Source organism: Pseudomonas khavaziana (assembly GCF_019145205.1).
GTDB lineage: Bacteria > Pseudomonadota > Gammaproteobacteria > Pseudomonadales > Pseudomonadaceae > Aquipseudomonas > Aquipseudomonas khavaziana.
Genome location: NZ_JAHSTT010000010.1, coordinates 123,358 through 145,317, shown reverse-complemented (window position 1 = coordinate 145,317; position 21,960 = coordinate 123,358). Strand labels below are relative to the sequence as shown.

General features: G+C 56.0%; 18 protein-coding genes. 10 read left to right on the top strand and 8 right to left on the bottom strand.

Features of this window, described 5'->3' with window-relative positions; translation table 11 throughout:
- Nucleotides 1–60: 60 nt before the first annotated feature.
- Genes KVH01_RS22240 through KVH01_RS22225 form a run of 4 tightly spaced genes read right to left on the bottom strand, consistent with a single transcriptional unit; the run spans nt 61 to nt 4,922 of the window.
- A complete protein-coding gene (locus KVH01_RS22240; RefSeq protein ID WP_217882923.1) occupies nt 61–1,452 on the bottom strand; it encodes a hypothetical protein in 1,392 nt (463 codons plus the stop codon).
- A 10-nt stretch (nt 1,453–1,462) separates the two neighbouring features.
- Complete coding sequence (locus KVH01_RS22235) at nt 1,463–2,425, bottom strand: AAA family ATPase (protein WP_217882922.1); 963 nt, start codon at nt 2,423–2,425, stop codon at nt 1,463–1,465.
- Nucleotides 2,422–4,287, bottom strand: a complete 1,866-nt coding sequence (locus tag KVH01_RS22230) for a Mu transposase C-terminal domain-containing protein (RefSeq protein WP_217882921.1) — start codon at nt 4,285–4,287, stop codon at nt 2,422–2,424. Before KVH01_RS22230 ends, KVH01_RS22235 begins: the two co-directional genes overlap by 4 nt.
- A complete protein-coding gene (locus KVH01_RS22225) occupies nt 4,284–4,922 on the bottom strand; it encodes a hypothetical protein (RefSeq protein WP_217882920.1) in 639 nt (212 codons plus the stop codon). Before KVH01_RS22225 ends, KVH01_RS22230 begins: the two co-directional genes overlap by 4 nt.
- A 748-nt stretch (nt 4,923–5,670) precedes the next feature.
- On the opposite strand from KVH01_RS22225, the gene KVH01_RS22220 reads away from it, so the two are divergent.
- Nucleotides 5,671–6,549 (top strand): LysR family transcriptional regulator, encoded by an 879-nt coding sequence (locus KVH01_RS22220; protein WP_217882919.1) that lies wholly within the window; start codon nt 5,671–5,673, stop codon nt 6,547–6,549.
- Here the strand turns inward: KVH01_RS22220 and KVH01_RS22215 are convergent.
- Nucleotides 6,521–6,775, bottom strand: a complete 255-nt coding sequence (locus tag KVH01_RS22215) for a hypothetical protein (protein WP_003190904.1) — start codon at nt 6,773–6,775, stop codon at nt 6,521–6,523. The two genes, KVH01_RS22220 and KVH01_RS22215, sit on opposite strands and share 29 nt — an antisense overlap.
- Nucleotides 6,776–6,939: 164 nt before the next feature.
- Here KVH01_RS22215 and KVH01_RS22210 point away from each other — a divergent pair, with 164 nt between their 5' ends.
- The gene (locus KVH01_RS22210) at nt 6,940–7,260 is read left to right on the top strand and encodes a DUF883 family protein (RefSeq protein WP_043050710.1); all 321 of its coding nucleotides are present in this window, start codon (nt 6,940–6,942) and stop codon (nt 7,258–7,260) included.
- Between the two features lie 39 nt (nt 7,261–7,299).
- Here KVH01_RS22210 and KVH01_RS22205 read toward each other — a convergent pair whose 3' ends face one another.
- Nucleotides 7,300–8,334 (bottom strand): Ldh family oxidoreductase, encoded by a 1,035-nt coding sequence (locus tag KVH01_RS22205; protein ID WP_217882918.1) that lies wholly within the window; start codon nt 8,332–8,334, stop codon nt 7,300–7,302.
- A gap of 170 nt (nt 8,335–8,504) precedes the next feature.
- On the opposite strand from KVH01_RS22205, the gene KVH01_RS22200 reads away from it, so the two are divergent.
- Nucleotides 8,505–13,643, top strand: coding sequence for a dermonecrotic toxin domain-containing protein (locus KVH01_RS22200; RefSeq protein WP_217882917.1), 5,139 nt, complete (start codon nt 8,505–8,507; stop codon nt 13,641–13,643).
- Nucleotides 13,644–13,662: 19 nt separating this feature from the next.
- On the opposite strand, the gene KVH01_RS22195 is transcribed toward KVH01_RS22200, so the two are convergent.
- On the bottom strand, nt 13,663–13,932 hold the full coding sequence (locus KVH01_RS22195) for a PepSY domain-containing protein (RefSeq protein ID WP_043050707.1): 270 nt from the start codon (nt 13,930–13,932) through the stop codon (nt 13,663–13,665).
- A 152-nt stretch (nt 13,933–14,084) separates the two neighbouring features.
- On the opposite strand from KVH01_RS22195, the gene KVH01_RS22190 reads away from it, so the two are divergent.
- From KVH01_RS22190 to KVH01_RS22160, 7 genes are all read left to right on the top strand, one after another.
- The gene (locus KVH01_RS22190) at nt 14,085–15,080 is read left to right on the top strand and encodes a FecR family protein (protein WP_217882916.1); all 996 of its coding nucleotides are present in this window, start codon (nt 14,085–14,087) and stop codon (nt 15,078–15,080) included.
- Nucleotides 15,081–15,418: 338 nt separating this feature from the next.
- Nucleotides 15,419–15,847, top strand: a complete 429-nt coding sequence (locus KVH01_RS22185; protein ID WP_225924321.1) for a hypothetical protein — start codon at nt 15,419–15,421, stop codon at nt 15,845–15,847.
- A complete protein-coding gene (locus KVH01_RS22180; protein ID WP_217882914.1) occupies nt 15,847–16,398 on the top strand; it encodes an adhesin in 552 nt (183 codons plus the stop codon). The genes KVH01_RS22185 and KVH01_RS22180 overlap by 1 nt, the downstream gene beginning before the upstream one ends.
- A 68-nt stretch (nt 16,399–16,466) precedes the next feature.
- Nucleotides 16,467–17,204 (top strand): hypothetical protein, encoded by a 738-nt coding sequence (locus tag KVH01_RS22175; RefSeq protein WP_217882913.1) that lies wholly within the window; start codon nt 16,467–16,469, stop codon nt 17,202–17,204.
- A 61-nt stretch (nt 17,205–17,265) separates the two neighbouring features.
- Nucleotides 17,266–17,946: a C39 family peptidase gene (locus KVH01_RS22170; protein WP_217882912.1), complete on the top strand. Its 681-nt coding sequence runs from the start codon at nt 17,266–17,268 to the stop codon at nt 17,944–17,946.
- A gap of 37 nt (nt 17,947–17,983) precedes the next feature.
- A complete protein-coding gene (locus KVH01_RS22165) occupies nt 17,984–18,727 on the top strand; it encodes a hypothetical protein (protein ID WP_217882911.1) in 744 nt (247 codons plus the stop codon).
- A gap of 50 nt (nt 18,728–18,777) precedes the next feature.
- Nucleotides 18,778–20,076, top strand: coding sequence for an autotransporter outer membrane beta-barrel domain-containing protein (locus KVH01_RS22160; protein ID WP_217882910.1), 1,299 nt, complete (start codon nt 18,778–18,780; stop codon nt 20,074–20,076).
- Between the two features lie 269 nt (nt 20,077–20,345).
- Here the strand turns inward: KVH01_RS22160 and KVH01_RS22155 are convergent, their stop codons facing one another.
- Nucleotides 20,346–21,668, bottom strand: coding sequence for a sigma-54 dependent transcriptional regulator (locus KVH01_RS22155; protein ID WP_217882909.1), 1,323 nt, complete (start codon nt 21,666–21,668; stop codon nt 20,346–20,348).
- Nucleotides 21,669–21,960 lie beyond the last annotated feature (292 nt).

Genomic DNA, 21,960 nt, shown 5'->3' with positions numbered 1-21,960 from the left:
AACGGCCAAGATAAAAAAAGCCACCTGACTAGGAGCGTGAACCGCGGATTGGTATGAGCACTAACAGACTCCCACCTCAACAGATGAGCCAAACCAAGCCTCTTCCGAGGAAAGATAAGCAGAGTAGCGGTAGTAATGGAGTACCCGGTATGAAATATACGATGCAGGTTCAATGAACGCCACTAACCAAAGTGGTTTTTGTGGGCACTGTAATTGCTCCAGCAGGTAGGCACCAGGTATCAGGTCGGGTAACTCTACTATGCGAGCGGTCGTCGCAATAGACTCAACCACCCAGTCGCAGAACTGGTGCGCCAAAAACCAAGAGGAGACGTTCAAAGGTACCGCATACGCATCAGCATTATTTATAGCGCAGCGGAGCCACGCGTTAATTACCGAAATTGTGTGGTTGCATGTCCCTCTCTTACCCCGAGCACGCAGATTACTTGAGTTCCCATACCAATGCCTTAAGAGAAGGTAATAGGCCTCTAGGCGCTGCTTTTGAAATCCGTCTGGTATATTAGAAGATATACATGCAATACGCCAGCGCTTACGTAGATGACGCAAAATTGATTTCAGGCACAGCATCAGGTTAGTTGCGATTTGCGGATGGACATTCTGTTTATTAATCACACCACGTTTGCCGAGCGATTTGACACGCGCTCCTCTTATCTGAATATAGCCAGCACGGCTGCTCCAATTTCTATCATTCCATTCATGCCCGTAAAGTGGCAAATTATTCATGGCACGCCATTGATCGAAGTCACCAGTACGGGAACCGCAAACAATGTAGCCGGGGCACTCCTCTACCGGGCCATTGTTTAACGTTTGCTCCAGGTTCCGCTGTCCATTCGCCCGCGCCATACGGTAGGATCGTGTGATTGTATGAAGGTCAAAAAAGACAATGCTTCCTTTTCGGCTCCCCAAAGGCCCCAGACAATAAGCACAGCGAAAAGGGTGACTCAAAAGTGGACCACTCCACTTATATAACATGGATTCACCACAATAATCACAACTAGCTTTAAGGGGGAGAGAATGAAAGGGACACTTACTAAGACCCTCGGCTTGAAATACTGTGTAATGCCTATGCGCACTGGCGCAAATTGAGCAATATCGAAAATAGGGACAATAGAATGAAGCTTTAATTTTAGAGCGCCACGAGAAAAACATCTCACCGAGTTGCGAGCTACTGATCGCCAAACAGTTCATCATCTGCTTAGCATTAATCAGACCCATATTTCCAAGATTTTGCGATCCAGAAGAATCCCTTAACATTCCAACCTTGAAAAGATCCACCAACTCACGTTTTGTCAATGTGTTCGCAAGAGTAAAGCGAGACAATGCGGCATAAACTGACTCATAACGGTCAACGGCGCCACCCGATGAATAACTCAGCCCGCTCAACTGAGGCCTACTGTAAGAATTGATTAGACCATAAGAATTATTAAACTCCATAAGCAGACCTCTACGATTTGGAAAGCACCGCTAAATAAATATAAAAATTACACTCCGTCAATAAAGAAGCGACAAGATCTTTATCAATTTCAAAATCAGGCGCATCCCTAAAGTAATATTCTTGAAACAATGTTTCGACCAACATTGCGAGATACTTCATCGGAATCCAATATTCTAAAAGCTTTCCATTAGAATCAATAGCTTCTACAAATACTTCCCAGATTATCTCAGTAGCCTCTTGCAGGCGAAAGCCAGATGAATAAGCCTGAGGAAAGAAAAATCGAGTAAATGGCCACCCCGATTCCGACTCAATAGTGTCGTAACCGGCTAAAACCACCTTTAACTCCTCACGATCTCTAATACTATGAAATTCGACAGCCTCTCTCATCAAGCGATCAATCAACACACCATTACCACGATCAATATAATTTTGTCGGAACGCAACAAGAATACTTTGACCGACCATCACAGAAATAAGTCGAATGTTATGTCGTTCTAGCCTATCGTAAATTTCACACACCCAATTCAGTTGCAAATCGGTCCATTTTTGAGGCTCATCTACGAACATCAAAAATAAACGCTTTGCATTTCGCTCGCCCATCGAAATCATGCGATCGACTGCTCGCCTTTTGCACTCTCCAGACGAGCCATTGGCGCTAACCCCTAACTCCTTACACAGGTCAGCAAAAAAGTCACGCTCCGATATATATAATTTAGTTTCTGCGTCCAGAATAACCGTGTACAGGCCTTTGTATTTATTTTGCGCGACCATTCTTAAATATTTAATAGCTCTAGACTTTCCTATACGCCAGCGCCCCCACATAATAAAGCCACCCGAACGGCGACGAAGGGTTTTATCTAGATGTTCCCACGCCATGGATATCGAATCGGTAGGTACGAGGTAGTTTTGCGAACACAGTGGGTGCTCTTCAATCGCTTTAGGCCTGATAAAATTAGTTTCTAACTCTTTCATCCCTTATCCTCCGCCAGGATATATCCTATAGTTAGGCGCTCAGTCGGTTTATTGGCGGGTTTAAGCAGCGTCGCAGTATTCTGTCTCAACGTAGCAGCACCTAGATGCTTTAAGTTATAAGTTGCTGATTCTCGCTCTTTCCAACCCTCTGAAAGCTGCAGTGAACGTAATAAATCGGGAATAGAATCACCTTCCCTATACGCTATTTGCCCAATCTTAAGGCTACGCTGCAATCTTAGTCGTAATTTTTCACTGTGAGGGGAAGACCAAAGACTTGGCGGAAAAATATCTCCTAAGTATGCACCTTTTAAATCATAAACTCTTAAATAAGAAATATTCATCGGGTCCCATTCGATCATCACTTTACCCCCTACCGCGAAACTCAGTACTGGCAGATTTCTGTATCTGGCGCCTTTGAAATTTACAAAAGCGCTTTGCGGCCCATCTTGGTGGACAGTAACCAGGTCAGTACGGCAGGTGAACTTACGTAAATCTCGATTCTCAGCGCGCAACTTAGGGAATATAAGTTTCCGCTCTTCTACCGAGCGTAAAAATAGTTCGAGTGGGCTGTGAGGAGTAATGCCTGTGTGTGGTCGCCCGTTATAGTCAGATATCACTACATCTAAAGCCTGATGCATTTCCTCCATAGTCAGCAAGATGGAAAAATCGCCCCCTTTTGGCGAAAGACGCTTGATGATTTCATCCTTTGGCTGCGCCCCCGTAGTGCCTATTATCCGATGAGAAAAGTTATCCACCAAATAACGGAAAAACGTTTCAACTATCGACCTTTCGTTAGGTTTGTGAGGCGGACCAAAGTCATCTATACAACCTACAACATTACGAAGCTTCAATTCTACATCTTTAGCCAAATGGGACATGGCATTATCGAGCTTATATAACAATCCGCAGCACCAAGCCAACTCAGGATTTCTTTCACTCGGAAAACCACCACTTGCCTTATAAAAGAGTCCAGAAATTACGGATTTAGGTTTCCTATGAGGAGCTAACGAATTATGGATCGCAATTAGAAGATCTGTCTGATCATAGTTTTTACCCAATGCCAAGCTGTAACCAAGCACGCACCGAGTAAATACATCGATCACCAAAATAACCCACACAGTAAGAATTTCTGTCACACAGGTTAATCCATAAGTGTCTACCTCCTGTACCGTTAAGCGTAAATCTAGGCTATGGCCGTCTACTTCCACTTCCTGTAGAGGTTCTATAGGGGATAAGATGGCAAGGTCTTCGGCGCTCCTGACATGCGCGCGTTTTTCTTGGGCTATTTCTTCCGCCTTCTTGTGCAAATGCCTAGAAAAACTTCGTAAAGCTTTGTCTTGTAGTGCAAACGGGTAAGAGGGAGTGGATATTCCTAGCTCTCCGCACTTCTTCAAAAATTCAGCATGATAATCCACTAACCTTCTAGTTCCGCCCTCTTTACGAGACTTATACAGACTGGCATAACGCCGTATCAATCTATCTAGTTCAGGATGCTGATTCAGCAATTGTGAAAAGTCATTCGCATCACCTGGCTGCTGGTCAGTCGAGTTTACGTGACGTTCATTGGGCTTCACTCGAAACTGCAAAATAGCCGCCCGATAACCGATATATTCGCCTCGCGAATCAAATTGAATCGCTTTTTCGATCATCAGATACAAGGATGATTTGGCAACACCGTACCGATTTTGTATTTCTTCACAGCTGGCCCCCTGAATAAAAAAAGCTTTCAATGCGGATATTCGATTTTCTGTTTTTTCTCTAACTTCCTCAGGTAATGCTCTCAAGTCAGGTATCTTCCAATCCGATAGCTTCACACCTTCTTGTAATATCCTTGTTCTAGAAAAACGCTGCTTCTCATTCATATAGCATCTCCTTTTGAGGAGCATACAACTATCGTACTGCCGCCAATTAACTGCTCTCGTAGTGATGGCAGGTTGAATTTCCCAATCCGAACCAATTCAAGCGCGAAAGCTAACCCCCTGCCATCGCCGAATCCATCAAGGCGATCAAAATTGCTAAGAGCGCATGAGGCGGAATGACTTAAGCTAAAAACAAAAAGCTTAAGATTCGCATCGGTAATTTCGTCCTTCCATCGAACTATGAAAGATAGAATCTTAAATCGGTTCCATACTTCGAATCTCTCATCATTTATGATTTCTCGACCTAAAATCTTACTAAGCATCCCTAATGCCGAGCAATATTCCTCGAACGCCTGTACTACCCTATCCGTTCCCGGCTCTGCGAAATACACTAAAGTCTCCGAATTCAAATAAACGAGTTTGAAAGCAACAAATAAGCGCCCCTCAGCGGTCTTAAACACCTTATTGACAGGTACAAACCTTATAAGCCCAGCATCAAACTCCAAACGTACCCATTCTATTAACTGCGTTCGATAATAAAACTCAAATCGCTCTCGATTTTTCATACTGTACACACGAAATAGATGAGCCCCCTTAGGCCGAGTCATGTCAATTAAACCGACGTTTTCATCGCTCATAGCGATACCCTCCAAAAAACGATAGGAAATACATCACGGAAGTAGATTAAGCTGACACTAAAATTAACAGTTATCGGCTGCGGCGATAACCGCGAAAGAATTTCGCATCCTATAAAGGCTGATTGATTAAAATAGTGCCTACGGCCTTTATATATCGAGGTTTCAGCCCAAGATTCCAATTCAGGCACTGAGCAAAATAAAGTAGATGTAGCTGAATCAATCAGAATGGTTAACCGAGGAAAGAAGGGTTGATCAGGTGATAGCGTATAGCGTGCGAAGCCGCATTCGCCAATAAATACGAAAAAATGAGTTGGGTAAAAAAAAAGCACACCTTACCTCCAAGAACGAATTCTTCGGAAAGTAAGGAGTGCCATATCCTCTTAGATGTCCTGGGGGCACCCTCACGAACATTAATTACGACGCTATCAAGCCGCATGCCGAACCGATAATTATTTTTATCTTTCAAACCTTTACGCCCGAAAGAAAACACCTATATAAAAATAAAATTTTCTTTAAAATCAGTCAACTAATCCGTACGAACTGCGTACGATTAAAAGTACATGGTTTGTGTCTTTACGATTAATTGTCCACATATTTTGTCGCGACAGGTTTATCCATCATGGACTTTTTGTAACAAAAAAAACAAAAAATCAGTTTTTTTGTAACTTTCAGTTAGGAACTGGATAATCCTTATATCAAATAAAGGCACTTTTATTCGTAAAGTCCATAGGTTAAAAGTCCAGGATTTTTGTCGGTGCGGGACGAGTCCAGCGCCAGCCGCGCAGCGCTGCGCCTGGGGGTGACGCAATCGGCGATCAGTGCCGGCTTGCGGCGTTTGCGTGAGTTGTATGGCGATCCGTTGTTCATCCGCACCGGGCGCGGCCTGGCCCCGACGTTGCGCGCCAATCAGTTGAAACCGGTGATCAGCGAGGCGCTGGATCGCTGTCGGCAGAGCCTGGCGATGATCAACCCGGATAACCCGCACTACGAGGGGCGTTCGGTGGTCCTGGGGCTGTCCGACGACTTCGAGATTGCCTACGGCCGTCGACTGATGGACGCCATGGCCCAGCGCCTGCCGAAACTGCGGGTGATCTTTCGCCAGACCCACAGCCAGATCGTCGCCGACGCCCTGCTTGACCGCAACCTGGACCTGGCCATCACCGCCGGCGGCTTTGCCGAGCGCAGGCTGAGCCGACAGGTATTGGGAGAAGGTGATTATCGCTGCCTGGTAGACCCGCCCAGCCTGGCACCTGACCAGCAACGTATCGACCTTGAGGAGTTCGTCTCGCGGGAACATGTGCTGGTGTCGTCAGGCGGGTTTATCGGCATAACCGACGAAGGCTTGGCAGCGCTGGGCTTGAGCCGCCAGGTGTGCGCGTCTACCAGCCACTTCGCCGCGCTGCCGTATCTGCTCAAGGGCAGTTCGGCGGTGGCGACGATTCCTGGGCATGCGGCCCAAGCCATTGCACAGATGACCGGCCTGCGCGTACTGCCCTGCCCTCTGGCGTTGCCGCGCTACCCGATGGAGCTGGGCTGGCGCACCCAGGCCCAGCTTGATCCGCTGTTGCTCAAGGTGCGCGAGGCGGTTGTGGCGTGCTTTACTTCGCCGCTGCCATCAGCTTGTTGACTTCACTGCGCACCATGTTGGAAAACTCCGGCGGCGACATGCCGTCCAGTTCGGCACGCACCCATTCGGCCCATTTGCCCTTGCGCTTGGCGCGCTCGCCGAACAACCGCGCGGCTTCGCCCTTGGCCTTGCCCAGGTTGGTTTGCCACAGGTCGTAGAGGCGGGACTTTTCATCTTCCAGCTCGGCGCGTTCGGCGAGGGTCTTGTTGGCGAGATTGAAGCTCATATTGAATTACCTGCTGCACAAATAAGTGACATCTTACACTGTAGGTCTAAGGTTCCCGATCCGGATTTTGCCGCAGATGAACGCCCGGGAAAATAACTGCAACTTTTGCCGCTGCCCGACACTCCATTGTTCACTGTCACATTCACCTGCAAGGAGTCACCCCAATGGCCCGCAAAACCGCCGCCCAAGCTGTCGAAGAACAAATCAAGGACCAAGCCTTCAGCGAATTGACCGCGCTGATCGAAGAGTCGGACAAGTTGCTCAAAAGCAGCGCTTCCCTGGTGGGCGAAGAAGGTGAAACCCTGCGCGAGCAGGTTGCCATCAAGCTCAAGCAAGCCCTGGACTCGCTGTCCAGCGTGCGTGAACGCAGCAAGCCGGTGGTCGATGCCACCGAGACTTATATCGGTGGCCACCCATGGCAGACCGTGGCGATTTCCGCCGGTTTCGGCCTGGTGGTCGGCCTGTTGCTGGGTCGCCGCAACTGATCCATGGCGGCAGCGGCCTTCCGCTGCCACGCCCTTGTTTCAACCCGCCAGCTCGCGCAACTGCTGCAGCACCTCCACCTCCAACATAATCCCCTCCTGCAACGACTTCTTCCGCGTGCGATGCCGCCGGTCTCCCGGCAACCGCCGCAGTCCCGCCGCATGCATCTGCCGCACCAGTTCCTGGCTACGCTCGGCGAAGCCCTGCCCTGCCGTTTTGGCCGGATCGATGACGATCAGCAACTGGCCGGTCCAGGGTGTGCGGGCGCCGGGGTGGTTGGACCAATCGAACTCAAAGGAAAAGTTGCCACCAGTCAGCGCCGCCGCCAGCAGTTCGACCATCATCGACAAGGCCGAGCCCTTGTGCCCGCCGAACGGCAGCAGCGCGCCACCTTCCAGGATGGCCTTGGGGTCCTGGGTCGGCTGGCCCAGGCTGTCGACCCCGGTGCCCAGGGGCAAGCGCTCGCCCTTGCGTGCGGCAATCTGCACATCGCCATGGGCGATGGCGCTGGTGGCCAGGTCAAACACAATCGGCGGGCCATCGGCGCGGGGCGCGGCAAACGCGATCGGGTTGGTACCGAACAGCGGCCGATCCGCGCCGTGGGGCACCACGCAGGTCATGCTGTTGACCACGCTGAGGGCCACCAGGCCTTCTTCGGCGAATGGCTCCACATCCGGCCACAGCGCGGCGAAGTGGTGGGAGTTGCGAATCGCCAGCAAGGCGATCCCGGCGCTGCGGGCCTTCTCTACCAACAGGCTGCGCGCCGCCGCCAGGGCCGGTTGGGCGAAGCCGTTATTGGCATCCACCCGTACAAATCCGGAGGCGATATCCTCTACCACCGGCACCGCCTTGCCGTTGACCCAGCCGCTGCCGAGGGTTGAGACATACCCGGGAATTCGGAACACCCCGTGGCTATGGGCACCGTCACGTTCGGCGCTGGCGCAATTGTGCGCGAGCACTAAAGCCACCTCGGGCGACGTGCCATGGCGGACAAACACCTGTTGCAGCAAGGTCACCAGCTCGGTGAACGGGATCGAGGTTGAAGCCGTGGCAACTGTCGGAGACTGTGCAGACATTTGAAGCTCCGTTTTTATGATTGGAGGGGGCAACGAATGGACATCCAGGCCGTCGATTAAACACCACGCACGGCGCTCGCTGTCAACTTACGGCGTGACTCAATAGTTACCCCCGCCTGGCACAACGCGCTGCCTACCCTGGTTTTCCTTATTCACGCTGGAGCCAGGCCATGACCCGCGTCACCCCGCCGTATTTTTTCGATGAATTCCTGCAACCCGTCAATCGCTCGACACTGAGCGAGCGCGAACGCGCCCTGGGGCTGACGGTCAAGGATCTGGAATGGCTGCACGGGGTGTATTACGCCAGCGATGCCGGCCGCCAGGATACACGCCTGCAAAGCCCCCCCATGCGTGTCGAAAAGCTGCTGATCAAGGTCACGGGCAAAACCGCGATCCCGCTGGCCGGTGCGTTCCTGATGAGCTCCAGCCCGGACGGTAACAAGGCCCTGCTGTACACCCCTTACGGCGGTATCCAGGTGTTTGACAGCCATGCCACGCTGCTCGCCGAGGTCAGCCAGGCACTGGCCGACCCGGTGCAGCGTGTCGACTTGCTCTGTTTTCTGTCGGTTGCCCAGCGCAACAGCCTGCCGGTGGGCACGGCCATGACGCTGACGACCACATTGGTCGAAGGTGCCGTCATGGAAGACCAGGAACAAACCCTGCAGGCCTGCCAGCAGGCCAACGTACACGCCATGCTGGCGCACTTGCAGAAAACCCCCAGCCTGTCCGGTATGCTCGACACCCTGCTCGGTATCATGGCCCACCCGTATTTCCCTGGCCTGGATCAACGTGATACGCGGGTCAACTGCTTCATGCAAAGCCCCACGGATGCCGAGCGGCACTGGACCGACTCCCTGCCGCTACGTGAAGCGCTCCTGCTGTTCTATGTGAAGCATGCCTGGCCCCCGGGGCAAACCCGCGAGTTCTTCAACCCCAAACATGTCACCACCGACTTCACCACAGCCCAGTTGCAACAAGACCGCGAGCGCTGGGAGCACCTCGTCGAACAGACCTCCGGCACGCTGTCCAAACTGCTCGACAGCCTGCTGCAGACCTACTGGAACGAAGACATCGGCGGCGGCACCTCGCGTCTGGAACTATTTGCGCAAGTCATGGTAGACAAATTTCGCCTCGATGTACTGCTCAAGCGCCAGGCCGGCATCCTCAGCGCCGACGAGAGTCACATGCTCCAGGCCATGTTCCTCAGCGACCAGGGTGCTCGCAGCGCCTACGCCGCCAACCTGAGCGTGGAAAAAGTGCGTGTCTACGCGCCCTACCAGCACTACGTGGAACTGGCCAGCACGCTGATGCTGCATGAAAACCACGCCTACCTTTACACCCAGTCCCGTGGCCTGCAGGTACTCGAAGACCTGGATGACCTCAAAGACACTTTATTGAGCATGCTCAAGGCGGCCGGGCACGAAGATGAATTGCTCAATTTCCTGTCCCTGGACGAGCGCAACACCTTTATCGGTCTTGACCAGATCAATATTGCCGCGCATCCCGTTACCGGGCATGTGTTCACCGGCATGATCGAAGACATCGCCGCCAAGCAGATCAGTAATATGGACCATGCCCTGGGCCTCTACCGCAGCAGCGCCGGCCAGGTGGACGCGGATGCCTTGCTCGATTACGCCCTGGACGTGCGCAGCATGCTCGACAATCGCCTGGCCGACCTGGAAACCGACGGGCGCTGGAGCGTGCACCCCGTGACCAGCGGTAATGGCCGCCCTTCGACCGTGCAGGCCGAACGGGCCAAGCTGCACCTGCAACGCCTGCAAGCTGCCGAGCAAGGGTTGGACATCGAACGCGCCCGGCACCCGACATTGCGCAGCATGGTGGCCCTGGCCCTGGACACGGAACTGCAAAAGCGACACCTGGACCTTAAGGCCGATGAGGTTTATGTCAATACCTATGCCTCTCGCGCCCAGCAGCGCGAAGAACGCATGCCCCTTTCGTCCTTGAGCATGGTTGAGCACTTCATCGAACGCCTGGGCGAGGAATATGGTCCGCTGCCGGTGTCTTCCAGGACCGGTTTCTACAAAAAACACGACCAGGGTGTGGCCGAACAGCTCAATAGCATCAGTCTGAAGGTGTTTAACAACCTCATCGAACAGGTGTTGAAGGTCTTTGCCGGTCACGAGATGCGCGAGCTGCCGCGCCTGTTCCTGGAAAACATCCGGGATAAACACACGCACTCAATGCTGCTTGGCCTGCGCAGCGAGGCCGAACTGCGGCTGCTGGGTAAATTCCTGCCGGCGCGCAGCCACGCCATTCTCGATACGGTGTTGCGCACCGACAGCCTGGTGCGCCTGACCCGTCACGGGATCAACGGCTTTCTCCCGGATGCCTTTGCACTGGCCTTGCAACAGGGCACGTCCGAGGCGCTGCTGCCACTGCCCAACCTGTTTGTGCTGACCGAACGTGGCGGCCTGGACCCGAGGCACTCGGGCCAGGCAACCCTGTGGACGCCCCGGCGTGGCCATGAGGTATTTCCATCGGTCACAGCCCTGCGCGAGGCACTCACCCGGCGCCTGGCGCACCCGGTCAAACGCCTATCGCTGCTGGAGAACCTGTCGTTTTCCCAACGCGTGCCTCACCGGGAATACCGGCTGGGGCCACTGCAACGCATTGACGATAACCTGCTGGACAATCGCCTGGACAGCTACGGCGACTATGTCATGGACGCGGTGGATCATCTGCTGGCCATGGACCTGCCGGCGCGCGCGGTGCAGGACCGCCTGGATGCGCTGCTGGAGACTCCGGCGCCCACCAACCTGGCGCGCGCCAAGGCGCTGGCCGAAGCCATGATCACCCAGCAGGCCCTGCCCGTCTGGCTGGCAATGACGCCGGCCAAGGAGCAGATCCACCATGCCGAACTGCTGGAGCAATACCACAACAGCGCCCCGCAGGAAGAAGACTACCTGCATGGCATCACCACCATTCGCGAACATACCTTCGCTGCCCTGCTGGAGCTGCTCCAGGCACGCTTTCCCAAACAGACCATCAGCCCCGATAACGTGCTGATTCCCGTGCACCAGGCCCTCGATATCCACGACTACAGCCTGACCGACTTTGCCTTGCGCCACTGGCCCGACCTGAACAGCCAGATTATCCGCCCGCGCTCGCGCACCGCCACTGCGTTGCCAGACACACTCGATGCCACCGCAGTGATCCAGATGGTTCGGCAGCTGGACTTGAAATCGGTCTACCAGAAGCAATTACAAACCGCGCTGGACACCCGCACCGAGGCCGCCCGCACACGCCGGCGCCGGTTCTGCCGACAACTGCCATGGCAGGTGTTGCAGTACGCCCACGAACAACAGTTGCAAGAACGCTTGTCGGCCCAGGCACTGGGCTGGGTCCGGCAGGTATTCGATATGCCTGACGCCCTGGCCCGCGCGGCACTGGAGGGTGCCTCGGCGCTGATCCGGCCCGTGGAACTGGTCGCGACCGAAGGTGCCACTGCCGCCAAGGTACTGGGCATGTACCTGATCAACGCCGACAGCCAGCAGGCCGGCCCCGTGGTGCTGTATGCGCCCTACAGCGAACACCATGTGCTCAAGCAATACGCCAGCGAACAAGCGCTGCTGGATGAATTGGAGCGACCGGGCGAACTGCAGGACTGGGTCCTCCAGCACTTGGAAGACCCACACCAGGCCGTTTACCGCAACTTGCTGCACAACCACCGTTATCGCCCATCAGATATCCAACTGGCTACCTCTCCAGTTACCGGTAACCTGCTGCACTACCTATTCAGTGAAAACACCCTGATCCTGCTCAAGATGCTCGCCGGCCAATTCGAACACGGTGCCCAGTTGCTCTGGGATAAGGTGGTCGCTCTGCTCGGCAAGGGTATTCCCACGGCAGTGCACTTCATGGCAGGCAAACTCGCCTATCCGCTGGTGGTGTGGCGCAGCTACAAACTGGTCAAGCGCTCAATGGAAGCGCTGCAATTGCACCAATGGAAAGCCGCGATGAAGAGCTTCATCCTGGCCGTGGTGCAGATGGCCTCGCTGTACAGCGAGCTTGACGGCAGCGAAACCCCGCCACCCGATGAGGCAGACGTGGTCGACCTGCCGGAGGGCAAACTGCCGGCGGCCACCACCCACGACACCCTGGACATCACCGCCGCTTCACGTACGCGGTTGCAGCCTTTTGAGACCCACGACGTCGCCCTGCAGGACCTTGCGCTGGACACGTCCACCCATGTCTACACGGACAAGACCAGCGTCCAAGGCTATGTACCGCTGGCCGGCAAGGTCTACCCGGTAAAGAAAACCAAAGACCAGTGGCGTCTGGACAGCGACGATCAACACGGCCCCTATGTAGGCCGTAACTCGGAGGGCAGATGGGTGTTGGACCTGAGCGTGCATAAACCGCGCTTCGGCCAAGCCTGGACGCAGCATAAAACACTACGGGCCGAAAGACGCGACATCAACATTCAAGCACGAGGCATGCGTGAGATTGCCGCCGTGTCCAGCTGGAAAGCCCAGGCCATCGACGAAGCATTGAATGTGGCGACGTACTACGCCGTTAACTGCAAGCGCAACCTCCAGCTGTTTGCCACCCTGCGTTCCCCTGATAGCCGGGTTGGCCTGTTTCTGTGCGAGCTGTTCGGCGCTCTCAACCTGAGCCCGGACCACGTCAAGAAAATCGACACCATCATCGACGGGATACTCGATGAGTTAAGCGACCCCACGTTGACCGGCCCTGACTCGATGCGCTTTATCATCGGCGACAGCCTGGCCGACCCCACCAATGAATACGCCATGGTGCTGGTCAACGACAGCGAACGCAAAGTGTATCTGTTCGACCGCTTCTTCGATCCAAACCTGACCGATTACGTGAACAGGCTCAGCGTGCCCTTCGATATGGTGGCCCACGCCAGGGCCTCTACGCTGATCCATGAACTGACGCACCTGCGGTTCAAAACCGCGGACATCGCCTACCTACGCTGCGTAGAACCATTTCGCGACCTGATCGACACGGCCAAACCCGGCGCCCAGGCGGTGAAGACCCGCCAGGATGATTTGCAAACCACGGCACTGTCCACCCTGACGCCCGAACGGATACTGTTCAAGACCTGGGATGACATTTCGAACACCTGGGAGGATTACGGTTTTTTCACCACGACCCATTACCTCAAGCGTAAAGTCTTGAGTGCTACCGGGGCCAAGACCCTGGCGGAGGCGCGGCAGGTCTTCATGAGTAATATCGATAAACGCATCGACGTCATTCTCTCCAACGCCGATTCAGTCGCCTACCTGGTCACACACTTGGGGCGCATGCTGGATGCGGGGGCCTGAGCGGCCCCCAGCGGGCGAATCAGTCTTTCTGGTCGCGCAGGACATTGCCGGAGGCGCCGTCGATACGGGCTTCATAAACAGTGCCGTCGGATTTGCGCCCTTTGACTTCCCAGTAACCGTCGTTGTCGGCTTCAGCCGAGTAAACCTCGATATATCCGGCCTTGGTCTTCGCCACTTCAATGGCCTTCTCGATAGGGATCCAGCCGGCGCCCGGCTTATCGGCCAGGGCGGCGCCGGCGCTGAGCAGCGCAGAGGTTGCACACAGGGCGACTAAGGTTTTCTTCAACATATTCGTACTCCATTGTGGGAATGCCGGACACTTGTCCTGATATTTTAGGTATTACCAAATAAGAATAAGTTCCAATTGATGTGCAATCGCCATGATGGCGGTTCTCGCCGCCTGCCTCGGGGGGTTAGAATGCGGCAAACCAGGATGAGTCAATGAGCGAAAAGCCCGTTCCAGAAGCCGAATACGATGCGATCACCGATGCCGCTGCGCATTGGTGCATGCGCCTGCATGCTGCCGATTGCACGGCGGAGGAACGTCAGGCCTTCACCCAATGGCACGATGCCCATCCGCTGCACGCCTTCGAATATGCGGCCATGCTGGAAATCTGGGAGGTGGCCGATCACCTGCCCCGCCCCCCACCTGCCCCGAGGGTGCCCCACGTCAAGCCACGCAGCCGGTTACGCAACTACGCAGTGGCCGCAGCCGTCTGCCTTGCCGCATTGCCGCTTGCGGCCTTTACCGGCTGGGAAGCCGGTTGGTTGCCCAGTTCTTATGAACATTTCGAAGCTACCAATGGCCTGGAAAAAATCACCCTCGGCGATGGCAGCCAAGTGGAGTTGAACCTGGGCACCGAATTGGTCTACAGCCACTACAAGGACCAGCGCCGGGTCACCTTGAAAAAGGGCGAAGCGTTCTTCAAAGTGACCCACGACCGCGAACACCCGTTTATTGTGCGGGCCGGCGAAGGCCTGGTGCGGGTAACCGGTACCCAGTTCAACGTCTGGGAATACGACGAACAGGTGCGGGTGATATTGCTGGAAGGCTCGGTGCAGGTTTCCAGCGACGCGGAGCACGCCAGTGTACCGCTGAGCCCAGGCATGCAGGCCAGCTTTCGCCAGGGTGACGACACACCGCAAGTCGCCGCCATCAGCCCTGATGACAGCGCGCTGGCATGGCGCCACGGCAAACTGGTGCTCGACAACCTGCCCCTGGCGGATGCGCTGCCGCTGATCAACCGTTACCTGAAAACGCCGGTCATGCTGGCAGACGCCGGTACCGGCAAGATCCGCATCGGCGGTATCTACAATATCAACGAAGTCAGCAACCTCGTTCCCTCCCTGCCCAAGGTGCTGCCGGTCTACCTGACCCAGAACCAGGACGGCAACCCCGTACTCAATTCCATCCCAGGCAAAACCCCCAAGGGCTGAGCCCCCATGCGGGAGTGGGTTCGCTCACGCCCGCAGTCTCAGTTTTGAAACACCTCCTGCCCCTGGATCGCCCGCTTTGTGCGGTTTCATCCATTTGTCATGGGCGGTGTTACATCGCTGAGACAGTGCGAGGTGAGGATGGGCCTGTCTCAAGCGCCGGGGGACTGTTTCAACGTTGAAACAGCATTGCCATCACTTTGCCTGGCTTTAAACATAACCATCTGTAAATCAACAAAAAATCAAAAGCGGCACGGCTCCTGCTCTTTCCCTGACAACGCTGTTTAGGGTCAGCGTGAAGCATAAGGAATGCCGCCGTGAACACACTTGCTCAAGGTTCGATGACCGTACTGCTGGTCAGCTGTGTACTCAGCGCCTGTATCAGTATTCCGAGCTTTGCGGGTGACGGCGTTATCGTCACGGGCCGCAATGTGCAGGGCCATATGGTTGGCCGCCCGGCCTTCGGCCCCGACCCCTACCCCACTACCGCCAACGCCAACCCCAGCAAAGAGATTATCAACGCCCTGTCCGGCGAACTCAGCGACGCGGATATTGGCGGTATCAGCAGCGGCGCAAGCCTCGCCCGCTCCATCCAGCCCAATGCCAGTTTGTCCGGCCTTGGCACCACACAGCACGGCATGTCGACACTGGGTACTGGCGCAGCCGCCGGCCATGGTGCGGGCAGCAGCATGGGCGGGCAGATCAGCGACTCGATCCAGCGCGGCATGGCGCCTTTGAATAACCTCGGCAGCATGATGGGGGGCAAGTGATGAAGTGCGCCCTACTGATAGGTGCCCTGCTGGGCAGCGCCTCGGCCATGGCCGACAACACCGCGGTGATCAACAACAGCGGCCAGCAGTATGAAGGTGTGTTGTCGATCAACCAGGCAGCCGGCACCCAGCAACAAACGTCCAACAGCCGCGCCATTGCGCTCGATGGCCAGGCCACCACCGTCGACATCCAGAACCTCAATGGCAAGGTCGACCCGGCCCTGAACGCCAAGGCGGTGATCCAGGGCACTTCTTTTACCAATGGCAACGGTGTACTGGGCATCAACCAGTCGGCCGGGGCCAATAACCAATCGATCAACGCGGTGCGGATCAGCCTCAACCCTGGCCCGCAAAGCATCGATGACAGCGTCCTGTTGCAACAGAACACGACGACGCTGGCAACTGACTCAGGGCTCACCCCCACCACTGGCAGCCGCCAGGTCGTTACCAGCGACCAGGCCTTCACCGGCAGCCGAGGTGTGATTCAGGTGAACCAGAGTGCCGGGGTGGGGAACCGAGTGGCTAACACCCTGGGCATCACTATCAAGTGACCGCTTGATAGACGTTCGTTAGGCCGTACCAACACTTAACCAACTAATCAGAAGCAAGGAGAAACACCATGAAACCTCAAATGGCGCTCAAACCACTGGTCTTTGCTCTCGCCGCGCTCATGGCTGCTGCTGCTCAAGCGGGTGGCTGGCATCCAACCCCTCAACCCACCGGTACTGTTGCCGCTGTCGTCACTGACGTACAAAAAAGTGAACACAACAAATTCGACGACACCAACACCGAAAACAACGCCTCGGCCGATAATTCGCTCAACAACAACAGCGGTAACGTCGGCGTCAACGGGCAATCGGGATCCGGTAACCAAGCCGACAATGCCGGTGCCATTTCCAGTGCAAAAGGTGACTTTGCCACTGTGTTTGCGGTGATCGATGTTGATCAAGGCAGTTCAGGTAATAACTTCGTCAACAAAGGCACGCAAAACAACGCCTCTCTTGACGGGTCCATCACTGGTAACTCCGGCAACGTGGGTTACAACGGCCAAGCCGGGCAAGGCAACCAAGGTAAAAACAACCTGGCAATCACTACTGCCGATGGCAAGAACATCGCAGCGGCCTCCAACACCGAGCAAAACTCGCTTAACAACAGCTACCTCAATGCGGCCGCCAGCAGCCATGGTTATGGTGGCAAGCCGCAATACGTGTCGAACAACGCAAGCCTCGACAACTCGGTTAACCGCAACTCCGGCAACGTAGGCGTCAACCTGCAATCCGGTGCAGGCAACCAAGGCAGCAACAGCCTGTCGATCGGCCAGGGTTGCAGCGTCTGCAGCAGCAGCGTGCGCTTCTGATCCAACGGGGCCTTGGCAACAAGGCCCTTTCTTATTCCAGTGTCCAGCAGGTGAATCGATCATGCGCCTTGCGACCTTCACCCTCCTGATGTTGCTCACCGGCACGACCTGGGCAGGCACCATGGCGATCTCCGCCATGCCCGGCGGCGCGGTGATCTACAAAAAGGTCGAGAGCATCCGCGAGCGCCGCTTCGCCAACCTGGTGGAACAGAAAACCGATTTCAGCTGCGGTGCGGCAGCGCTCGCCACCATTCTGCGCCAGGCCTATTGGCTGGACGTCGACGAAGACCACATCATCAAAGGGATGCTGGTGACCGCCGACCAGGATCTGGTGCGCACCCAGGGCTTTTCCATGCTGGACATGAAGCGCTACCTCGAAAGCATCGGCATGCGTGCCCGCGGCTACAAGATCGCGCCGGATACCTTGCTGACCGTGAAGATCCCGGTGGTGGTGCTGCTGGAAATCCGTGGCTACAAGCACTTCGTGGTGATGCAGCGGGCCGACAAGGACTGGGTGTATATCGGCGACCCGGTACTGGGCCACAAGCGCTATTCCCGTGACGATTTCGTCAAAGGCTGGAATGGCATTGTTTTCGCCGTACTGGGTGAGGGTTACGACAAGGCCAATGTCTTGCTCGATCCGCCCATGCCGCTGACCGCCAAGAGCCAGATGAATGAGTTCAAGCCGGTGGGCGATGCAGAGCTGATGGATTTCGGTTTTATCCAGAGCGACTTCTTCTAGAAGCGCAATAAGGGGCAGGACGCCCCAGGAGCCACAGATGAATACTCGCCGTTGGCTGACGCTGTTGTGCGTGGCAGCCTCAATGCCCGCTTATGCGTCATCGGGGTTCAAGCCCATCGAACTCAAGGACGCAGAAATGGCCGAGCTGCGTGGCCGCTATGTGATGCCGGGGCGCATCATCAGCTTCGGCATCGTCATGAGCAGCACCTGGACCAATGCCGTCGGTGACAGTATCACCGGCACGGCGAACATGCAGATCGACAAGACTACTATCACCCCGCAGTTCTATGTGCAAACCACCGGTTCGGCCGGCACCGGCACGCCTCCAACCTCCGGCACCGGCAACGTGATCGGCGGGGCGGGCCTGGGCAGCGGCCAGGGCGTGACCCAAAGTGTGCGCACGGCCGGCGATGGCAACACCGCCTACAACAATGTCGGCATCAATGTCGAGAACGGCGGTGCCCCCGCCGACAACCTCCAATCCGGGCAGGTGCTGATGGCCGGCGGTACCGTGAGCGGTGACAGCGCAGCGGGCCGCGTCAGCGTATCGGCCAACAATGGCGGCGTGCAGATGGCGATCCAGGCCAACCACAACCAAGGCAGTAGCCTGCAGCAGATCGGCGGCGGCAACGTGCTGCAGGGCACGGTGCTGACCGGCAATACCAACCTTGTCAGAAATATCACTCAGATCAACGTGGTGATGAACAATAACGGCTTGAATAACGCCGCGTTGAATTGCAATTTGGATCAGCTCAAAGGCCTACGTACGCTCGGTTATTGAACTACGCTGACCCTTCGACACTTACGCATTAGTAAAGGACGGCTTATTTCATGCATCGATCGTTATCGCTACGTGCGGTGGTTTGTTTAAGTACGCTCTTGCCCGCATCCCTGTTGTATGCCGCGCCAGACGCCGACATCGAAACCCTGAAGAAGGAACTCCTGGAACTCAAGCAACGTTATGACGTGCAGCAAAAAGCCTTGGCGGTTCTGGAGCAACGTGTGCGCCAAGTCGAGGATCAACCGGCGACGCCCGCCCCCAGGCGCCTGGCCAAATCACCTGCCGACTTCAAGAATGGCGGTAACGCTGTCGCGGCCTCGGGGGCTGGAGCCGCAGCCGCCTCAGGTGGTGCAGGCAGTTCCTACGGCCAGTCCCTCAAGGACGACTCGGCCCCCGCGCAAAGTGTGAGCAACCTCTACAACGAAGCCAGCGGCTTCTTCGGCAACGGCAAGTTCAGCGTTGAAACCGGCATCACCTATGCCCGTTATGACGCGCGCCAATTGACCCTCAATGGCTTCCTCGCACTGGACTCGATCTTCCTCGGCAACATCAACCTGGACCGGATCAAGTCCGACAGCTGGACCCTGGACCTCACCGGGCGCTACAACGTCGACAACCGTTGGCAGTTCGACCTGAACGTACCGGTGGTGTACCGCGACTCGACCTACCAGTCGGCCGGCGCCGGCAACGATGCCACCGCCACCTCGGAAGGCTCGGTGACCCGCGACCCAACCATTGGCGATGTCAACTTTGGCGTGGCCTACAAGTTTCTCGACGAAACCCCGACCATGCCGGATGCGGTGGTGTCTGTACGGGTCAAGGCGCCCACGGGTAAAGAGCCTTTCGGCATCAAGCTGGTCAGGCAACCCAATAACGACAACCTCTATCTGCCGGAAAGCCTGCCGACGGGCAACGGGGTCTGGTCGGTCACACCGGGCATTTCCCTGGTCAAGACCTTCGACCCGGCGGTGCTGTTTGGTTCACTGTCGTATACCCACAATTTTGAAGACTCGTTCGATGACATCAGCAGTGACATCAATCAAAAGGTCGGAGGCAAGGTGCGCCTGGGCGACAGTTTCCAGTTCGGTGTCGGCGTGGCCTTCGCGCTCAACGAAAAGATGAGCATGTCGTTCTCGGTCTCCGACCTGGTGCAGCGCAAGAGCAAGCTCAAGCCGGACGGCGGCGACTGGCAATCGGTGGTCTCCAGCGATGCCAATGCGGGCTATTTCAACGTGGGCATGACCATTGCCGCCTCGGATAACCTGACCATCGTGCCGAACCTGGCGATCGGCATGACCGATGATGCACCGGACTTTACGTTCAGCCTGAAATTTCCGTATTACTTCTGACTACACCCCGATAGCGGTGGCTCAGCTGCAGGTAAGTGACTGACACACTGCTATCGGGAGCAAGCCCCCTCCCACATTTGGGCAACATTCCTTCAGTTGAACACTTGCGCGCCAGACTTCCGAACCTTTGCGGCGGCTCGCAACTACCAAACCCAGCAGACTGACACATATCAAAATGTGGGAGGGGGCTTGCTCCCGATAGCAGTGTGTCATTCACTTATCTATAGCTGACACACCTCCATCGGGAGCGAGCCCTTCCACAACCCGCCCTAGCGAATCTGGTGTTTGTGCAGCAACCGGTAGAACGTCGGCCGGGAAATGCCCAGCACACGGGCGGCGACACTCAGGTTGTCGCTGTGCCGGTCGAGCACATCGCACAGCGCCTGGCGCTCGGCGCGGTGCTTGTAATCTTCAAGTGTCGCCATCGGCGCCGAAAGGGCCTGCTGGCTTTGCAACCCCAGATCCACGGCTTCAATCTGGCGGCCTTCTGCCAACACCAGGCCGCGGCGCACGCGGTTGGCCAGTTCGCGCACATTGCCCGGCCAAGGGTGTTGCCCCATCGCCACCAGCGCGTGCTCGCTGAAACTGCGCGGGCGCCGGCCGGTTTCCCGACTGTAGAAACGCGAAAAGTGGTTGGCCAGCATCGCCACGTCGCCATGGCGCTCGCGCAAAGGCGCGGTGACCACTTGCAGGACATTCAGGCGGTAATACAGGTCTTCGCGAAAGGCGCCCGTTTCCACCGCAGCTTCAAGATTGACATGGGTCGCGGCAAGCACCCGCACATCCACCGGGATCGGCTGACTGCCACCGACGCGCTCAATGTGTTTTTCCTGCAGGAAACGCAAAAGGTTGGCTTGCAGCTCCAACGGTAGGTCACCGATTTCATCCAGGAACAGCGTGCCACCGTTGGCGGCCTCAATGCGCCCCACCTTGCGCTGATGAGCGCCGGTGAACGCACCTTTTTCGTGGCCGAACAGTTCGGATTGGATCAGGTGTTCAGGGATGGCGCCGCAATTGATCGCCACGAAGGGTTTGGCGTGCCGTTGGGATTGGCGGTGCAAGGTCTTGGCTACCAGCTCTTTACCGGTGCCGCTGTCGCCGCGGATCAACACAGGGGATTCAGTGGGGGCCAACTTGGCCAACAATTTGCGCAGTTCGCGAATGGGGCGGCTATCGCCCAACAGCTCGTGGGGCTCATCCACAGGCGCGTAACCCTTGCCACGCAATCGCGCCATGCCAAACGCACGCCCGATGGTCACCTGGACCCGGGACACGTCGAACGGCAAGGTATGGAAGTCAAAGAACCATTCGCAGACAAAATCACCGACGTTCTGCAGGCGTAATACATCTGGGCTTAGGACCGCAATCCACTCGGTGCCGCTACGGCCAATCAACGCCTTGACCGCTTCGGGGCGCTCCAGATGGCTGGGCTGCAAGCGCAGCAGGCCCACGTCGCAGGAGCGCTCACCTACCGCCTGCAAGGCACAACTGTCCACTTCCCAGCCGGCTGTGCGCAAGCCGGGTAATAAGTCGTGGCAGTCATCACAGGGGTCGACTACCAGCAAGCGACGCTGGACGGGTGTCACAATCATGACGATTCCTTGGCGCCAGAATTATTAAAGTTATTTATAAACAAGGGTTTGTGACGCCTGCCGGTAACCCTAGCAAGATATTGACGCCTGGCTTGTACCATTTCGCTATAAGTACGGGCAAAAAGCCATGTGGGTCTAGCAAGTTGCCGGCGGCCGGAACTTTTATTCAGCTATCAAAACAGGCGCTTAAATGACGTCAATCAGGGAAAGTTAAAATTTCTTGCTCTAACATGTGACCCGCACCCCATCATCGTGCATCAGTACAAGTAACCCACCGTACGGTCAGCCCAAC